Source organism: Enterococcus sp. DIV1283b (assembly GCF_051710965.1).
Lineage (GTDB): Bacteria > Bacillota > Bacilli > Lactobacillales > Enterococcaceae > Enterococcus_B > Enterococcus_B lactis.
Window position 1 is genome coordinate 966,461 of the sequence record NZ_JBIOLR010000001.1, and the last position, 16,874, is coordinate 983,334.

At 39.1% G+C, this 16,874-nt stretch carries 19 protein-coding genes and 1 riboswitch; of the genes, 14 read left to right on the forward strand and 5 right to left on the reverse strand.

Features of this window, described 5'->3' with window-relative positions; translation table 11 throughout:
- Positions 1-135: 135 nt before the first annotated feature.
- The 4 genes from IGJ53_RS04605 to IGJ53_RS04620 are packed head-to-tail and all read left to right on the forward strand — an operon-like array spanning position 136 to position 2,729.
- Positions 136-615: a PTS system mannose/fructose/N-acetylgalactosamine-transporter subunit IIB gene (locus IGJ53_RS04605; RefSeq protein WP_024635520.1), complete on the forward strand. Its 480-nt coding sequence runs from the start codon at positions 136-138 to the stop codon at positions 613-615.
- A 12-nt stretch (positions 616-627) separates the two neighbouring features.
- Positions 628-1,518 carry a PTS mannose/fructose/sorbose/N-acetylgalactosamine transporter subunit IIC gene (locus IGJ53_RS04610; protein WP_002311317.1) on the forward strand — a complete coding sequence of 297 codons (891 nt, stop codon included), beginning with the start codon at positions 628-630 and terminating at the stop codon, positions 1,516-1,518.
- Entirely contained in the window at positions 1,505-2,314 is an 810-nt protein-coding gene (locus tag IGJ53_RS04615) for a PTS system mannose/fructose/sorbose family transporter subunit IID (protein ID WP_010732193.1), read from the forward strand. Before IGJ53_RS04610 ends, IGJ53_RS04615 begins: the two co-directional genes overlap by 14 nt.
- 13 nt (positions 2,315-2,327) lie before the next feature.
- On the forward strand, positions 2,328-2,729 hold the full coding sequence (locus IGJ53_RS04620) for a PTS sugar transporter subunit IIA (RefSeq protein WP_438749667.1): 402 nt from the start codon (positions 2,328-2,330) through the stop codon (positions 2,727-2,729).
- A gap of 45 nt (positions 2,730-2,774) precedes the next feature.
- Here IGJ53_RS04620 and yidC read toward each other — a convergent pair whose 3' ends face one another.
- Positions 2,775-3,725 carry a membrane protein insertase YidC gene (gene yidC / locus IGJ53_RS04625; RefSeq protein WP_010732194.1) on the reverse strand — a complete coding sequence of 317 codons (951 nt, stop codon included), beginning with the start codon at positions 3,723-3,725 and terminating at the stop codon, positions 2,775-2,777.
- Positions 3,726-3,903: 178 nt separating this feature from the next.
- On the opposite strand from yidC, the gene IGJ53_RS04630 reads away from it, so the two are divergent.
- Positions 3,904-4,098, forward strand: a complete 195-nt coding sequence (locus IGJ53_RS04630; RefSeq protein WP_438749669.1) for a hypothetical protein — start codon at positions 3,904-3,906, stop codon at positions 4,096-4,098.
- A gap of 186 nt (positions 4,099-4,284) precedes the next feature.
- Here IGJ53_RS04630 and IGJ53_RS04635 read toward each other — a convergent pair whose 3' ends face one another.
- Complete coding sequence (locus IGJ53_RS04635) at positions 4,285-4,560, reverse strand: acylphosphatase (RefSeq protein ID WP_002289551.1); 276 nt, start codon at positions 4,558-4,560, stop codon at positions 4,285-4,287.
- Positions 4,561-4,667: 107 nt separating this feature from the next.
- On the opposite strand from IGJ53_RS04635, the gene IGJ53_RS04640 reads away from it, so the two are divergent.
- From IGJ53_RS04640 to IGJ53_RS04655, 4 genes are all read left to right on the forward strand, one after another.
- Positions 4,668-5,432, forward strand: a complete 765-nt coding sequence (locus tag IGJ53_RS04640; protein ID WP_010732196.1) for a TrmH family RNA methyltransferase — start codon at positions 4,668-4,670, stop codon at positions 5,430-5,432.
- Positions 5,433-5,554: 122 nt separating this feature from the next.
- Positions 5,555-6,058: an HD domain-containing protein gene (locus tag IGJ53_RS04645; protein WP_002291751.1), complete on the forward strand. Its 504-nt coding sequence runs from the start codon at positions 5,555-5,557 to the stop codon at positions 6,056-6,058.
- A gap of 275 nt (positions 6,059-6,333) precedes the next feature.
- Positions 6,334-6,981 carry a FusB/FusC family EF-G-binding protein gene (locus IGJ53_RS04650; protein WP_010732197.1) on the forward strand — a complete coding sequence of 216 codons (648 nt, stop codon included), beginning with the start codon at positions 6,334-6,336 and terminating at the stop codon, positions 6,979-6,981.
- A gap of 41 nt (positions 6,982-7,022) precedes the next feature.
- Positions 7,023-7,089: riboswitch (Fluoride riboswitch) on the forward strand.
- Positions 7,090-7,144: 55 nt separating this feature from the next.
- Positions 7,145-8,413, forward strand: coding sequence for a voltage-gated chloride channel family protein (locus tag IGJ53_RS04655; protein ID WP_259741703.1), 1,269 nt, complete (start codon positions 7,145-7,147; stop codon positions 8,411-8,413).
- Between the two features lie 26 nt (positions 8,414-8,439).
- Here the strand turns inward: IGJ53_RS04655 and IGJ53_RS04660 are convergent, their stop codons facing one another.
- The 3 genes from IGJ53_RS04660 to IGJ53_RS04670 form a co-directional block, all read right to left on the reverse strand.
- Positions 8,440-9,639, reverse strand: a complete 1,200-nt coding sequence (locus tag IGJ53_RS04660; protein ID WP_438749673.1) for a YdcF family protein — start codon at positions 9,637-9,639, stop codon at positions 8,440-8,442.
- Positions 9,640-9,759: 120 nt separating this feature from the next.
- Positions 9,760-11,067, reverse strand: coding sequence for a serine hydrolase (locus IGJ53_RS04665; protein WP_010732200.1), 1,308 nt, complete (start codon positions 11,065-11,067; stop codon positions 9,760-9,762).
- Positions 11,068-11,184: 117 nt separating this feature from the next.
- Positions 11,185-11,307 (reverse strand): hypothetical protein, encoded by a 123-nt coding sequence (locus IGJ53_RS04670; protein WP_002291757.1) that lies wholly within the window; start codon positions 11,305-11,307, stop codon positions 11,185-11,187.
- Positions 11,308-11,539: 232 nt separating this feature from the next.
- Between IGJ53_RS04670 and IGJ53_RS04675 the strand changes: the two genes are divergently transcribed.
- From IGJ53_RS04675 to IGJ53_RS04695, 5 genes are all read left to right on the forward strand, one after another.
- On the forward strand, positions 11,540-12,658 hold the full coding sequence (locus tag IGJ53_RS04675) for a baeRF6 domain-containing protein (protein WP_002294874.1): 1,119 nt from the start codon (positions 11,540-11,542) through the stop codon (positions 12,656-12,658).
- A gap of 292 nt (positions 12,659-12,950) precedes the next feature.
- Positions 12,951-13,271 (forward strand): hypothetical protein, encoded by a 321-nt coding sequence (locus IGJ53_RS04680; RefSeq protein ID WP_002291761.1) that lies wholly within the window; start codon positions 12,951-12,953, stop codon positions 13,269-13,271.
- A 2-nt stretch (positions 13,272-13,273) separates the two neighbouring features.
- A complete protein-coding gene (locus IGJ53_RS04685) occupies positions 13,274-13,438 on the forward strand; it encodes a hypothetical protein (RefSeq protein ID WP_002291763.1) in 165 nt (54 codons plus the stop codon).
- A 284-nt stretch (positions 13,439-13,722) separates the two neighbouring features.
- On the forward strand, positions 13,723-13,923 hold the full coding sequence (locus IGJ53_RS04690) for a cold-shock protein (RefSeq protein ID WP_002288762.1): 201 nt from the start codon (positions 13,723-13,725) through the stop codon (positions 13,921-13,923).
- Positions 13,924-14,069: 146 nt separating this feature from the next.
- Positions 14,070-16,859, forward strand: a complete 2,790-nt coding sequence (locus IGJ53_RS04695) for a helicase C-terminal domain-containing protein (RefSeq protein ID WP_438749676.1) — start codon at positions 14,070-14,072, stop codon at positions 16,857-16,859.
- Positions 16,860-16,874: the final 15 nt, after the last annotated feature.

Consider the following 16,874-nt stretch of genomic DNA (forward strand, 5'->3'; position numbering starts at 1 on the left):
ATTTGTTCTTGGCTTAAAAATGAAATATAAGAAAGAAAAAAATGAAAACGTTATCTTTGGAACAGAAGGGATATTTGATGATGTCACAGATTTAATTGAACAACTAATAGAAAAAATAGATAAGGAGAATGCATGATGGCAATTATTGGTGTAAGAATCGATGGACGTTTGATACATGGACAAGTAGCAAATCTTTGGACAACGAAGCTGAATATTAGTCGAATCATGGTCGTGGATGATGAGGTAGCCACAAACACAATTGAAAAAAGTGGATTGAAGTTAGCGACTCCAGCAGGGGTAAAATTAAGCATTTTGCCAATCGAAAAAGCAGCAACAAATATTTTAGCTGGCAAATATGACTCTCAACGAGTATTGATCGTAGCAAAAAAGCCAGATCGAATCTTATCTTTAGTAGAAAAAGGAGTTCCTATCAAAGAAGTAAATGTGGGGAATATGTCACAAACGAATGAAACACGGTCCATTACAAAATCAATCAATGTGGTAGATGCAGATATCGAAGTATTTAAAAAATTAGATCAGCTTGGTATACATTTAATTGCTCAAATGGTACCAAACGATAAAGCAGAAGACTTTATGAATCTTTTAATCAAATAGGAGGAATGATCCATGGATATTCAATGGTGGCAGATCTTATTATTAACATTATATGCAGGTTATCAAATTTTAGATGAATTACAGATCTATTCTTCAATGAGTGCGCCAGTGTTTGCAGGGTTATATGCAGGTTTAGTAATGGGTGATTTAAACGCAGGTTTGATTATTGGTGGCAGTATGCAGTTGACAGTTTTAGGAGTGGGGACGTTTGGAGGCGCATCAAAAATAGATGCCAACTCTGGGACTATTTTAGCAACTGCCTTCTCGATTTCTCTTGGAATGAATCCAGAACAAGCGATTGCTGCTATTGCAGTGCCTGTAGCAAGCTTAATGATCCAATTGGATATTTTAGCTAGATTCGCTAACACATATTTTGCCCATCGTATTGACCGTCACGTAGAAGACATGAATTATCAAGCAATCGAACGCAATTTCTTAATGGGAGCTTTACCTTGGTCACTCTCTCGTATGATTCCTGTATTTTTAGCTTTAGCATTTGGTGGTGGATTAGTTGAAAATGTTGTTTCTGTTTTAAACGGGAATCTAAAATGGCTAGGCGATGGGCTCTCAGTAGCAGGAGCTGTTTTACCAGCTGTTGGGTTTGCCATTCTTCTGCGCTATTTACCAGTAAAAAAACATCTTTCTTATCTTATTTTAGGATTTACGATCACGGCATTATTAGCAACGTTATTCTCTAATGTTCAATTATTAGGAACAAGTGTGGCAAGCGTTGTTAAAGATCTTCCGGCAACTTTCAATTCGCTGCCGATGCTTGCTGTAGCATTGATTGGTCTAGCACTAGCAATGATCAGTTATAAGAATGATCAAAACAAAGACCATCAACCATTAGCTAGTGAGCCATCACATTCTGTTGAGGGGGAAATCGAAGATGACGAAATCTAATTACAAATTAACAAAAGAAGATTTTAAGCAAATCAATCGAAGAAGTTTGTTCACTTTTCAATTAGGTTGGAACTATGAGAGAATGCAGGGTTCTGGCTATTTATATACTATCTTGCCACAACTAAGAAAAATATATGGAGACAACACACCAGAATTAAAAGAGATGATGAAAACACATACGCAATTTTTTAATACTTCTAATTTTTTTAATACAATCATTACTGGGATTGATCTTGCAATGGAAGAAAAAGAAGGAATTACTTCAAAGGAAACCGTATCGGGGCTGAAAGCTGGATTGATGGGTTCCTTTGCAGCGATTGGAGATTCCGTATTTGCTGCTTTGATTCCAACGATTTTTGGGGCTTTGGCGGCGAATATGGCAACTGATGGAAATCCGATAGGTGTGTTTATATGGATTTTTGCTCAGATTGTTGTCATGGTTTTTCGTTGGAAGCAACTTGAATTTGCATACAAAGAAGGAATTACCTTAGTTACTACTATGCAATCTCGCTTAACTGCATTAACGGACGCAGCCACTTTATTAGGTGTATTCATGGTAGGGGCATTAGTTGCGACAATGATCAATGTTAAATTTTCATGGGCACCAACGATTGGCGACGTGACATTGAATATGCAAAACTATATCGATATGATTTTACCTAAAATTTTACCCGCTGGGATCGTCGGTGGTGTTTATTGGTTGTTAGGAAAGAAAAATATGACTCCTACTCGAGCGATTTTTATCGTATTAATTGTGTGTGTTGCTTTATCTGCATTGGGTGTGATTTCGAAATAAGGGAGAGCGAGAAATGAGTAGACAATTGGTATTGATTAGTCACGGAAAATTTTGTGAGGAATTGAAAAAAAGTACAGAAATGATCATGGGGCCTCAAGAGGATATCTACACGTTACCTTTATTACCAGAAGATGGCACTGAAACATACAAACAAAAGTTTCTCACTGTCACAGATTCGTTAAATGATTTTGTGGTACTATGTGATCTTTTAGGCGGTACACCTGCAAATATCATTTCTAAACTAATAATGGAAGGACAACAGATTACTCTTTATGCTGGGATGAATCTTCCGATGGTCATTGAATTTATCAACTCACAAATGATTGGTTCAGAGTCCGAGTTTGTTCGTGCAGGATGTGAAAGCATTGTCTCTGTCAACGAATTAATTAATGGAATAGCAGAAGAGGAAGAGTAACAAAAAAGATGAGGGCTTAGCTCTCATCTTTTTTGTCCTATGTTTTTATTTCCGCTTCTGCTGCTTTCCTGCATTGCGGCCTTTATTGTTTGTACTGTTTTTGGGTTGCTTGATTTGTTTGGTTGCTTGTTTGCTGTCAGCTGGTTTAGCTGTTTCTGTCACATCTTTTCTTGGAGTGACGACTTGTTTCGGTGGGTTTTGTTTCAACTCTTCTGCCACTTGTGCTTTCAACCGTGGTTTCATCATAACGTTTGTGATGAATGTTTGCAGACAGCTGAATACACCACCGACTACCCAGTAAAGTGTAACACCGGCTGGCGCACTGATCGACATGAAGACGATCATAGCAGGAGAGACGATCAGCATCGTACGCATCGTCTTTTTCTGTTCTTCAGGAATACCGATCGTTGAGATATATCCTTGAAGCAGATAAGCGACCCCTGCAATGGCAACAAGCACCATACTTGGTGAGCCTAGATCGATGCCGTAGAAAGATGATTCACGAATACCTTCTGTGTAACGTGCCGTAAAGTACAAGGCAGAGAAGATCGGCATTTGGATCAATAGAGGCAGACAGCCGATTCCGCCGGTCATACTCAATCCGTTTTCGCGGTATACTTGCTGCATTTCTGCTTGTGCTGCCATTTGTTCTTCACGTGTTGTTGCAGCTTTCAATTTTTGTTGGGCTGCTTCAACTTGTGGTTTTAACGCTTGCATTTTTTCAGATTGGATCATTGTTTTTTTCGATTGACTAATACCTAGTGGCAAGATGATGATACGGACGATCACAGTCATTGCAATAACTGCCCAGCCATAAGACCAATTGAAATTCTCAACTAGATATGTAATCGCTTGGCCCATAGGATGGACGAGTACTCGATAAACGATTCCCGAAGTGTCAGGGTTTCCGTTTGAATCCATCCGCACACAGCCAGATAAAAAGAGCAGGATACTGACAAGTCCGGATCCCAATAACCAGTTTTTCCATTTATTCATAGAATACTTCCTCTTCTATAATTTTTACACAAACTTAACTATACTAAAAAAGCGCATGGAATTCAATCAACTTCATAGAAATTTCATATAAATATTCGTTCTTTTACGTAGCGAAAAATTTTGAAAAGAAGACAAAAAATCAAGAAAGAAATACTAGGAAAAAGTAGGATGATTCCAAGTGTTTCTTTCTTATTTTAATAAACTAAAAACTTTTTTTATTCTGCCCGAAAAAGCGGAGTCAAATGAACTCACTGCAAGTGATAGATCAGCTTTTTCACTGCTGTCCGCAATGCTTGAGGCAAAACGCCTCAAAAATAACCTTACCGACGGTGTTCAAAAGCTTGCATCTACGGCATTAAGTCCAGCCTGTTGAAAAATATGGAGAGCTATTTTTCACAACCTGTCCTTAATGCTTGATGCAGACCAGCTTTTTCGCAACCTTATGGACGGTGTTTTATCAGCTGCCTCTCGGTATTAAGTCGTTACATTTCAAAATATGAGAAGCTATTTTGAAAATGTTTCTCCTTAATACTCGAGGCAAAGCGCCTCAAAAACAACCTTATCCCACCACATCAAATTTCTTTCGTTCCTCAATCATCGGGTCTTCTTGGACATCCACATACTGCACTCGTCCACTTGGGCTCGGAGATTTCTTGACTTCTTCAATAAATTTCTGGATGATGTCGTCATTGCCGATTGCTTCGATTGTGACTGAGCCGTCGTCTTCGTTTTTTACCGTTCCAGTCACGCCTAGTTGATCAGCAACCATCTTGGTCATGTAGCGAAATCCTACGCCTTGGACGCGTCCTTGGACGTTCATTTTAACTTTGCGCATGTTCGTCACCTTTCTTTCCTATTTTATAAATTAATGATACCGATTTTTTTAGGATGAAACAAGCTCAAGCATCTATTCCATGATATAATCATGGGGAGGTGAGGAATGTGAAAGAGATCCAATCAGCAAAAAATCCAAGAATCAAAGAATTAAAAAAACTACATAAAAAGAAATATCGGGAAGAAAAGGAAGAATATCTTTTGGAAGGGTTCCATCTGATTGAAGAGGCTGCGTCGTCTGATGCAGAAATAAAAGAACTTTTTGTGACACAGCGAGGCAGGAAAGAATGGGGAGACTGGCTGGCCGCAAACAAAGAGATTTCTACTTTTCTAGTTTCAGATGAGGTCATGGATGCTGTATCGGATCTACCTACACCACAAGGAATCTTAGCAGTGATGGCGTTAACGGCTGAAGGCGCGCCAGATTTTTCAGGAGGTTGGCTATTATTAGATAATGTACAAGATCCTGGAAATGTAGGGACGATGATCCGTACGGCAGATGCATTTGATATGGCTGGTGTTTTATTAGGCAAAGGAACGGCAGATATTTATAGTACAAAGGTGCTGCGGAGCATGCAGGGAAGCAATTATCATTTGCCTGTGTTGCAAAAAGATTTGACAGAAGTGGTCCCTTTAATGAAAGACAAAGGGTTCACAGTGTATGGCACAGAATTAAATGAAGAAGCACACGCATTAGACAAAGTAGAAAAATCAGATAACTTCGCAATAATCATGGGGAACGAAGGTCAGGGGGTAAGTCAGGAAATCTTGTCTTTGACTGATCAGAACGTATATATCCCGATGAAAGGAAATGCGGAATCGTTGAATGTTGGGGTTGCGGCAGGGATTGTTCTTTATCATTTTTCTTTATGATTAAGGAACTATTAAGCTTTGGCTATTTTATCCAAGGCGACTAGAATAATCCGAACACTGGTGGTATACTTAGATCAATTTCAGAAGAAAATGAAATTCAAAAAGGTGGCAGATCGATAATTATGACAGAAAAATGGCGTGAAGACGAAGAATATATGTCTTATGTAGAAGATCTTTTAGAAACAGAAGCAGTGAAAAAATTAGCGAATTACACACAGCATGTTCATTCCACTCGTTTGGAGCATTCCATCAGTGTTTCTTACTATAGTTATCTGCTCGCAAAAAAATGGGGTGGCAATGCTAAAGCAACAGCGCGTGCTGGACTTTTGCATGATCTGTTCTACTATGATTGGCGTACGACGAAATTTGATGAAGGTACACATGCGTATATCCATCCAAGAATTGCTGTAAAGAATGCAGAAAAGATCACCGAATTGTCGGATCTTGAGCGAGATATCATTTTGAAGCACATGTGGGGCGCAACGATTGCACCGCCTAAGTACAAAGAAGGATATATCGTAACATTTGTAGACAAATACTGCGCAGTCAAAGAAGCCGCTCAGCCTATGTCAGCAAGTATGCGTAAGAGATGGCAACGTTACTTTGGAAAAGAATCTTCGATTTAACAGGTAAAACCAATAATAGACCATGTTCCGAGAAAATCTAGCCGATTTTCTCGGTTTTTTCTGTTTGCAGTTGACTATCTGGTCAAGATACGGTTTACTTTTATTTATCGAATGAATCAAGTACATAGAAGAATGAACATTAAAGGGGGTGATGATAAGATGCAAAACGTATCTTATTTAAAAGAGTCCGGGATCTTCAGGTAACACATACTTTGCAGAAGATCACTTTTTTCTACAAAGTATGCACTTTGGTTAGAAGAAAGGACTTTAAAATCATGGAACAAACAATGAAACCATATCAATATTTTTTTATAAAAAGAGAAGTAGATCAGTTATTAAATGCGTACTCATCTGTCAATGACCCAAAAACGGTACAAACGGTTCAGGCTCTAGCAGCTGAAAAGATTCGCGATGTATTAGGTTACGAACCACCAGAAATCGATACGTTTTTAGCGACAGTTTTAGATGTAAAACTGACAAAAACGCAAGCAGAACGAGCATTGGAGGAGCTGAAACAAATCGTCCAGCCGTTTATGCAGCCGAGCAAACCACAAATCGATAAATTATTCCGAAAAGTGAAAAAACTCAAACAACCAGCTTGGAACGAAATCGACTTGCAAGCACATACGTACATCGGTTGGAATGATCCAGGGACGCAAAAAAAATTCATGGTTTATTACGAAGATGGAAAATTAAAAGGGATCAGCGGTACTTTATCACCAACGATTAATAAGGGAATCTGTGCGATCTGTCAGAAAACATCGAATGTCTCGCTCTTTCTTTCTACAACGAAAGCCGGTTCTGATGGCACGTATACGAAAAAGGGGAATTATATTTGTCATGATAGTGATCAATGTAATCAACAGTTAACGAAATTGGCTCCTTTCTATGAATTTGCTGAGCGTGTAAAGAAAGAACGATAATTTTATTGTTTTTTACAGAAAAATATGCTATCTTTTAATGGAAGTGAATAGGTGATGGTGTTCGCCTTTAAATGCTAACGTAAGATAGCTAATGACGCCTACTAAAGTCTGGGGACAGCCCCTTTCTTTAGTAGGCGTTTTTTTATTTGAGGAGGAATTTTTTATGGAAAAACAATTACCGAGTCCAGTGCGTATTTTGGCGTACATGCTGAAATGGCTGGTGATTACAGCGATTCTGGGAGTATTCATGGGGAGCTTGTCTGCTTTTTTCTTAAATAGCCTGACGTTCGTGACAGATATCCGACTAGCACATCCTTGGCTTCTTTATCTACTACCAGTCAGTGGTGCTCTTTTTGCTTATCTTTATGCGTATCACGGTGGTCTTTCTAGTCGTGGGAACAACTTAGTGATCGATCAAGGAAATGGAGGAGAAGAAAACATCCCTTTGCGGCTCATTCCATTGACCTTGTTTGGGACCATCACTACCCATTTATTTGGGGGATCTGTTGGTCGTGAAGGAACAGCAGTCCAAATGGGGGGAGCGTTAGCTGATAATATAGCCCGTTTGTTCCGATTGGATAAAGCAGAACGGGAGATTTTGATTATCAGCGGGATCAGTGCCGGTTTCAGTTCTGTATTTGGCACACCTTTAGCCGGAACATTGTTTGGATTAGAAGTGTTGGCAATCGGGAAAGTCCGAACAGAAGCGATCTTCCCTAGCTTCTTTGCTGCACTGTTTGCAAATTTCATGACGGAAAGCTATGGTGTTTCTCATCTACATTACCAAATGGGTGTGATTCCTGAATGGAGTATGTTGCTGTTCTTCAAAGTTTTTGTTGCTGGGATTGCTTTTGGTTTGATTGGTTGGGTATTCAGCCGTTCGATCGTCTTTTTAAAAGCACGGTATGCGCAATGGATTCCTCATCCTGTTTGGCGAAATACGATAGGTGGAGCAGTAGTTGTAGCCTCAGCGTTGATTTTGCAAACACAACGTTACCTTGGGTTGAGTCTTCCGTTACTGCAGGAATCATTTAATGGACAGGCACATGCTTATGATTTTATTGGGAAATTATTCTTCACAGTCTTGTCTTTAGGTGCGGGGTACCAAGGGGGAGAAGTGACACCACTGTTTGAGATTGGTGCAACGCTTGGCGCAGCACTAGCACCTTTGCTCCATGTTTCTGTTCCTTTTCTTGCTGGATTGGGTTTTATCGGGGTATTTTCTGGTGCGACAAATACACCGATTGCCTGTTTTGTGATGGGAATCGAATTATTTGGTTCACAAGCTGCTGTTTACTTCTTTATGATCTGCTTGATCAGCTTTATGTGTTCAGGGAACAGCGGTATTTATTCTGCACAGCAAGTAGCCGTCAAAAAAGGAATACTATTCTTGCCAATCGTCAAGAGAATAAAAGAAAAAAACAAGGTGTGACATATGTTTTGTCACACCTTGTTTTTTTAGAAAAGTAAAGTGATCAGTGATAAGAATGCGGAACCTGCGAAAAGCAATCCGCAAATGATTATATGTCTTTTTTTGTTCATCATCAAGATGGCGATGTATTCTCTTAAGAACGCGTTAGGCAAGTAATAGAAAGCTGTTTTTGCCCCAATACCATTTGCCTTCAGTTTCGCTTGTCGTGCATAGAGACCAGCTCTGAAAATGTGGTAATTGTTGGAACTGAAGATCGCGCGATAGGGACCTTTCATTTGCTGATCCATGATTTCCTTTGAATAGCGCATATTCTCCAAAGTGGTTGTCGAATTGGTTTCGACAAGAATATCTCTTTCAGGAATTCCTTGTTCCATGGCATATTGTTTCATCGCAATTGCTTCTGGTACTTTTTCGTCTGCTCCCTGTCCACCCGACATTAATAAGATAGGCGGATTTAATGTCGCACGGCTTTGTGCCCAATAAAAAGCAATCGCCTTATTAATTCGCTTGGCAAGAAGAGGAGAAACTGTTTCTCCATTGATCAACCCGGCGCCTAACACAACGATGAAGTCTTGGTTGTATCGAGGGCGGTTGAACTGATACAAGAATGAGACAGTCAAAAAGTTGTAGAATACGATAAATAGATAGATCAAGATCAATGGAATACATAAAAACAAAGCATTTATCCATTGCGGCAAATATTTTAACAAGAAAAAGTCAAAAACAAGAAACAATGTAAGAAAAATGGCTAGTATCAACGTTAAAAGATTAGCTAATGAATGCGATTCTCTACGTAAAACTGTGACACCGTTCCAAAAAAGAAAAACGATCAATCCATAAATCCCGAATAGAAGGACAAGCAGTAACGGGATCGTGATCAAGGCAATCAGTCCGCCAAGAAAAATATTTTGTGTTTCGTATAGCAAGACAAACAAGTAGATGCCAAAACTAATGAGGAAAACATTGAATAAAAGACCATTCAGCAGCCTTCGCTTTTCTGAAAAATAGGAAAAGGCAAAGATACTGAAAAAAACTAAGGGAATCAAAAAATAAAAGGTCGAATAAAAAATTTCCAACACGACAAAATAAGTCAAGATTACCGCAAATGTCCACGTACTGCTGTAAAAGAACAAGGAAGGATCCTTTTTCTGTTTTCGCCAATAAACGATGGAGAATACCCCAATAAGATAGAGAACCAAAAAAATCAGATCTCTGGTTAGATTCATAAATTCAACTCCTTTTTCTTATACAGTATAACGAAAATAGATGAAAAAAGCTGTTATTTAAACTAGAAAAAGCAAAAAAACATCTTCCTCACGGAAAGATGCTTTTTTCTTTTTGTTCAATTAAAACAAGTTGCTGAAAAATTCTGCGACACGTCGCCAGCCAATAACGAAAATATTTGCTTTTTCTACGGTTTTATCCGTGATGATTTCTGTGGATGGCGCGTTGTTGTCTTCTAAATAACCTAATTTATCCTCTGCCAAGGTGATCGTTGCGGTACCGATTTTTGTCCCTTTATCCATAGGTGCTTGGATCTCATTGTCAGTGACTTGCTTTTTGTCAAGAGTTGGTGTGATTGTTAATTTTCCAGTATCCATATCGTTTCGTACCCATACTTTTACAGGACTTTTAAGCACAACGGGCACTGTTGATTCTTTTCCATCTTTTACATCAATGGTTTTTAGACTAGGGATACTTGCATTGGCTTTTCCAAGCTCTTTTTCTGACCAATTGTCGTAGCAATAATCCATTAAGCGGGCTGTTTCATTGAAACGGGCACTTGGGTTTTCCGCATGGCCGTCTGCATTTAATACGACAGTGATGATTCGTTGATCATTTTTAGTGATCGTACCGACGAAACAGGCACCTGCAAGCTCAGTCGTACCAGTTTTTAATCCGTCCACGCCTTCTTTATAATTCACGAATCCTGGGAGCATCCAGTTCCAGTTGACCATTTCCACTGGTGATTGCGTGTTTTCGCCAAACATTTGTGTCGTAGTGCTAGATACGTCCAGTATTTCTGGAAAATCCAAGATCAAATGACGGGCCACGATGGCCACATCTTGAGCAGACATTTGATTTTCGTCGTTTTCTCCAGTACCTTCTGGTCGGTTTTCGCCAAGATAAGAGTTATTCAGTCCTGATGCATTAACGATCGTTGCATCTTTGATTCCCCAATCTTTCAATTGTTCTTTCATTCGTTCAGTGAATTTTGCTTCGCTGCCAGAGATTTTTTCTGCCAAGGCAACCATTGAAGCGTTGGCTGACTGGATGATTGCAGAGTCGAATAATTCTTTAACGGTGTAGGTGTTTTCTTTATGCAAAGGAACATTTGATAAATCTGGGGTGACACTCAAATTTTCTGCATAATCTGAAATTGAAACTTTATCATCCCATGATAGTTTCCCTTCTTTTACTTGATCAAGGACGATGTAAAGACCGATGATTTTTGTAATTGAAGCGATCCCCATGGTTTTTTCTCCATCTTGATCATAAAGAATCTTCCCGCTTTGCGCATCTACAGCAAAGGCTGCTTTTGCATTTACTTTGAAAGTATCTTCAGCTTGCACAGCAACAGCTGGTAGAAAAGAAGCAAGGCAAAGAATGAGACTAGCCAATAATAGGACTAGACGTGTTTTTTTTATGGACATATCCGATCTCCTTGTATTTAATTTGTTTCGCTACAAATTAAAATTTTATCAGAGAGGGAAGAGAGTTTCAATGTTTCTGAAAAAAACTTTAGGATAAGAACGCGCGTTATGAAAAGGTTAGCGGTCATTTTTCCGTACTTTTACAGGGACAGGCTGTGTTTCCGCCTCTAATAAGCGGGAAGCGCTGAAAGCAAATAAGCTGATGATACTTAATAAACTAAAAATCATAATCAAATGCATAAGGTCCACCTCTTTTATTCTTTTTCTTAGTTTAACAGCCTTTCATGAAGAATAGTTGAAGACTGTGCCCAAATAATTGAGGAAATTATGAAGATAACTTAAAAAAATTGCAAAATATCCAACTGTAGAAACCGTTTTATTTTTTTAAATACGTTTTATTGTATGGAAAAATAGTGTTGTGGTAGACTTTAGATAGACACAAAGGAATGATTTTTTTAGGAGGGGTACGTTTATGGCAAAAAAGGATAAAGAACTATTGTCACAATTGACTTCAGAAGGCGCTAAAGGACCGTTCGTCACGATCATGCTGAATACGCATGTCGCACATCAAGATGTGGAAAAAGATCAAATCAAATTCAAAAATTTTGCAAAAGAAGCAAAGAAACGTTTTGAAAAAAAATATTCCGAGCATGACTGGTCCCCGTTCCAAGAAAAAATTGAAAATTTGTTAGGAGATCCTTCGTTTTGGCGTAGTGCAACTACGAGTGTAGCAGTCATTATAACTGCTGATCAAACCTATATCCATCGTTTGAGCATCCCGGTAGACGATCAATATTATGTAAGTGATCTTCCTTATTTACTGGCCATTATCAAAAATGGACAGTTCAACTATTCCTATTATCTGTTGGGATTGAACCGCGACTCCATGAAATTGTATGAAGTCAGCAACAAACAAGTAAAAGAAGTGTCTCTACCAGAAGGGGCACCGGTCGATGTCGTTACTGCATTGGGATCTGAATTGACAGGTGGCGGTTTGAACTTCTCTTCTAATGGAGGGGGCGGTGCCCGAGATGGCGTGACTTTCCATGGTGTGAATCCAAAAGATGAAGAAGTAGAGATCGATTGGGTCAACTATTACCAAGCAGTTGATACGTACTTGAAGGATTCTTTCGAAAATCCTGAACAATGGCCGATTTATTTATTCGCTCTACCAGAAAATCAGACGATGTTCAAAAAAATCGCCAAAAATCCTTACTATTGTGCAGACGTTGCGATTTCTGCTTCTCCAGCACAACTATCCTTTAGAGATATCGAAGAAGGAGCGAAGAAGCTGTCAAGTGAACTAGCAGCTCAAGAATCAAAAGAGTACAATAAACTTTTAGATAAGAAATTCATCGATCAGTTAGTTGATATCGTTCCAGCTGCGAAAGAAGGAAAAGTATCCCATTTGTTTATCGCTACGTCAAACTTAGCTGATGGTTTCGGAGAAGATCCTGAAACAGAATATGATCGGCGTCAAGTGCTGAATGCTTTGGCAGACGATGTGATTATTAATGGTGGGAAAGTGTTTATTTTGGATCAAAAAGATGCGCCAGATGAAAAGAGTCTGACAGCGATTCTTCGTTATTAAAAGAGGTTGTGAAATCAGTGTTTTGACCTGAGTATTAGAGAGGAAAAGCTGTTCTGCATCAAGAAATAAGAAGAGACTTACGAAAATTATTTCTCAAATTTTTGTGAAATTTCGGCTTATTTCCGAAGAAGCTACTTCTGGAACACCGTTTAAAGGAGAGGTCGTGACATCGTCACGACCTCTTTTTTGACGATTATGATACAAAAAACACCATTTATGAATGAAATGCAAATAACGGTCGTTCTTGAGATATGATTTTAATTGGGAAAAACTTATCGATAAGGAGGTCTTTATGAAAAAAAGACTGTTATGGTGTTTGCTGTCTCTATCCCTAAGTTTAACAAGTCAACCAGTTTTTGCAGAAGAAACACAGCGTTCTCTAAGCACAGGCGCACGTATGTACAAAAATATTTATGCGCAGACATCAGCGTTTGATTCTGCGTTCCCTGAAACAGAAGAACGGGCTTTGCAGCCAAGGTTTGGTTATTTTTGGTATTGTCCGTCATGTGATTACGAAAGTTGCTGGCATTTCTTCCATTCAACAGCTGCAGCTTTTGCTGTTACCCATGCTCAGAAATATGATGGGCATCATCCTGTCATTTATGAGGTATAGGTATGAACAAAAAAGAAAAATTAATCTCGTTGATCGTATTGGTCTGCCTTGTTCTTCTGGTCACTGTCATAGGCTATCAGAAATACCATGAGAACATCAGACCTACTAAAGAGTCTTCCCCATCCTCAACCGTTGAAACAGAAACAATAAATAGTCAGACAGAATAATTTTTTAGTTTAAAGAGGTGCAATGGGTCGAAAGAGGGGTATCTGAACAATAGAACGTTTGTCATTAAGAAAGTTCGGTTTTTCACTTGATGTAATCGCTGAGAAAACATTTTTTTATAAAAAATTATCGAAAAACTCTAGCGTTTTTGTAAACGGTATGATATACTATAGGAGTAGTTTTTGTTCGGTAATCTGTGGTAGCTTGTTTCAAATAAACATCTTCCAGATATACACCATTCAAGTAATTGCAAAATATGTGTTGAAACACAAGGAGGATTTTTATTATGGAAACAGGTACAGTAAAATGGTTTAACTCAGAAAAAGGATTTGGATTCATCACTGCAGAAAACGGAAACGATGTATTCGTTCATTTCTCAGCTATCCAAGGCGACGGATTCAAAACTTTAGAAGAAGGCCAAGCAGTAACTTTCGACGTTGAAGAAGGTCAACGCGGACCTCAAGCAACAAACGTTACTAAAGCTTAATTCACCCATACTAAAAATAAAAGTCCAGACATTTACGTGTCTGGGCTTTTTTGTCTTTTTTTCCTTAAAAAGCGATGAGAGTATTTTTCTGCACTTTGTAGTATAATTTCAAAAGAACATTAGAGGCAGGAGAAGAGGAAGATATTTTGAAACCAAGAACTTATGCAGTCGTTGATATCGAGACGACTGGGACGAATCCAAAAGAAGATCGGATCATCCAATTTGGCTGCGTCATGATTGAAGCTGGTCGGATTACTTCACGTTTTTCGATCGATATTCATCCAGGGCGGAAGATTTCAAAACAAATCCAGCATTTAACAGGGATCACGAATCGACGCGTCCAAAAAGCGCCTTATTTTGAAGATGTCGCCCAAACGATTTACAATCTTTTGGCAGACACCATATTTGTCGCGCATAATATTTATTTTGATTATAACTTTTTGAACCATGAACTCATGCGATGCGGACTTCCTAGTTTGAAGATACCGGGCATCGATACCGTAGAACTTGCACAAATTTTCTTGCCGACGGAACCAAGTTTTCGCTTAGCTGATTTGTCAGAAAGCCTTGGATTTATTCATGAGAATCCTCATCAGGCGGATAGTGATGCCGAAGTGACAGGTCAGCTTCTTTTACTGATCGAAGAACGAATGAGGAAATTGCCGATCATCACATTAGAGCAGATTGCACGATTGAGTAGCCATACAGGAATGGATACGAGTCGTTTCATTTACCACGTGCTTGAAGAAATGAAAGAAAACCCGGAGCCCCTTGATCTCTCATTAGAAATCGTCGATGGGCTAGCTTTGCAGAAAAAAGAAGTGGAATTATTCACATCCGTCCATTATGGCGAGCGGACATATCCAAGAAAAAAACAAGCAAAAGAAAAAATGTTTGGTAAAACACTGATGTATCGAAAAGAACAGAACAGGCTGATGAATGCTGTCTACGACCATTTCACAAAAGATGAATCAAAAGATTTGATGATCGAAGCAGCTACAGGAATGGGCAAAACGATTGGTTATCTGTTGCCTTTGAGTTATTTGGCTACACCTGAAAAACCAGCTGTCATCAGCACCGTTTCGCTTGTTTTGCAGCAGCAGATCATGGAAAAAGACATTCCATTACTGAATCAATTGCTAGATCAGCCGATACAACCTGTGATTATCAAAAGCTATCGCCACTATATTGATTTACAGCGTTTTAAAGGTACGCTTGTGGAACCGCCGGGACAAAAACAATATGCTTTGTACCAAATGGCTGTCTTAGTTTGGCTAACACAAACGAAGACCGGTGATTTGGATGAATTACATTTAACCAATCTGAACCATGCATTCTTTGCAGATGTCGCGCACAGAGGCACTGGGTTTTTAGCAAGGAATCAGTCGTTTTACAAACAAGACTTTGTGCGTTTCTTGCAAAAGAAAATCAAACAAAGCAATTTTTTGATTGTCAACCATGCATTTTTAGTACAAGAAACACAGCGAAAAGAACCATTGCTTCCAGCTAGTCCTTATTTGTTGATTGATGAAGTGCATCATTTGCCGGAAATTGCTGAAAAAGTAAATGATAAACGACTAAGTATTAACTACTTCCATAAACAAATCCAGCAGCTGGAAGAGCCGAATCAGTTATTTGACCGCATACAAAGTTATTTGCCGAAGGAACATGAAGCCTTACGCTGGTTGTCGATTTATCGAGAAGAACTATCTGCGCTATGCGAAGCGCAGATTTGCGTGGCAGAGGGATTAATGAACTTAGTAAACAGCAAGCAACCTAACGGACAATATCCAGAAGAAGTCATGATGACAAAAGAAATGTTGGATCAGCTGCCACTGGAATCTGGGACAGCAATGGATCATCTGCAACTTTTCTATCAAGAGATCCAACAACTACAATCACAAATGCGCTTGACTTTTGAGATTATCCAAGAAAGTTGGACCAACCAGATGCGGATCGATTTAGCAAGTTTATATAGCTTATTTGATCAATTAGACAAGCAATACTTGCTGATGGACCAATGGATAGAAGATTGGCGAGATCATTTGATCCATTGGTTCGTTCCCGGGAATACAGCACAGCAGATGATTTTTCATCTCCATGATTTTCAAGCGGCGATGTTGCCGTCAACTGTGTGGTATCCTCGATATGACCATATTCTTTATATTGGAGGAACGCTGAAGATCGGACCTAATCGACAGTATCTCTCTAAACGACTTGGCATTGAAGCAGCACCTCTTAAAGTGATTGCTTCTCCTTATGATTACGAGAAACAGGCAAGAATCTATGTGCCGAAAGAAGCACCTGCAGTCCATCAAGTCAGCAATCAAGCATATATCGATTATTTAGAAGCAGCACTCACAGGATTGATTGAACAAGAAGATCGGCCGATCCTTGTTTTATTCACCTCCCATGATGTTTTGCAAAAGGTATATCAGAAAATGCATTTGTCTATGCTAGAAAAAGGACGTGAAATTCTTGCTCAAGGATTTGGCGGAAGTCGGGAAAAACTTTTGAAACGCTTCATTTTGTCAGAAAAAAGCGTCTTATTTGGTGCTGACAGCTTTTGGGAAGGCGTAGATTTACCTGGAGATGCTTTACAGATTGTTGTAGTCACACGTTTACCCTTCGACAACCCGTTACGTCCGATGGTCAAAGCTAGGAATGCTTATCTGGAATCAGAGGGGATCAATCCTTTTTATCAGGAATCCGTGCCTAAAGCAGCGTTGAAGTTACGCCAAGCATTAGGTCGTTTGATAAGGACGGAGACAGATCGTGGCGTATTACTTATTTTGGATCGGAGATTAGTCACTGCAAAATATGGTGCACGAATCATCCATGCATTACCGAAAAAAGTACCGATAAAAGAGCTAGCTATGGATGAAATCTATCAGGATATCCATGAATTCTTAAAGAAAAATGAAGAAGGAAGTTAAAGGTGCCGTCTTTTT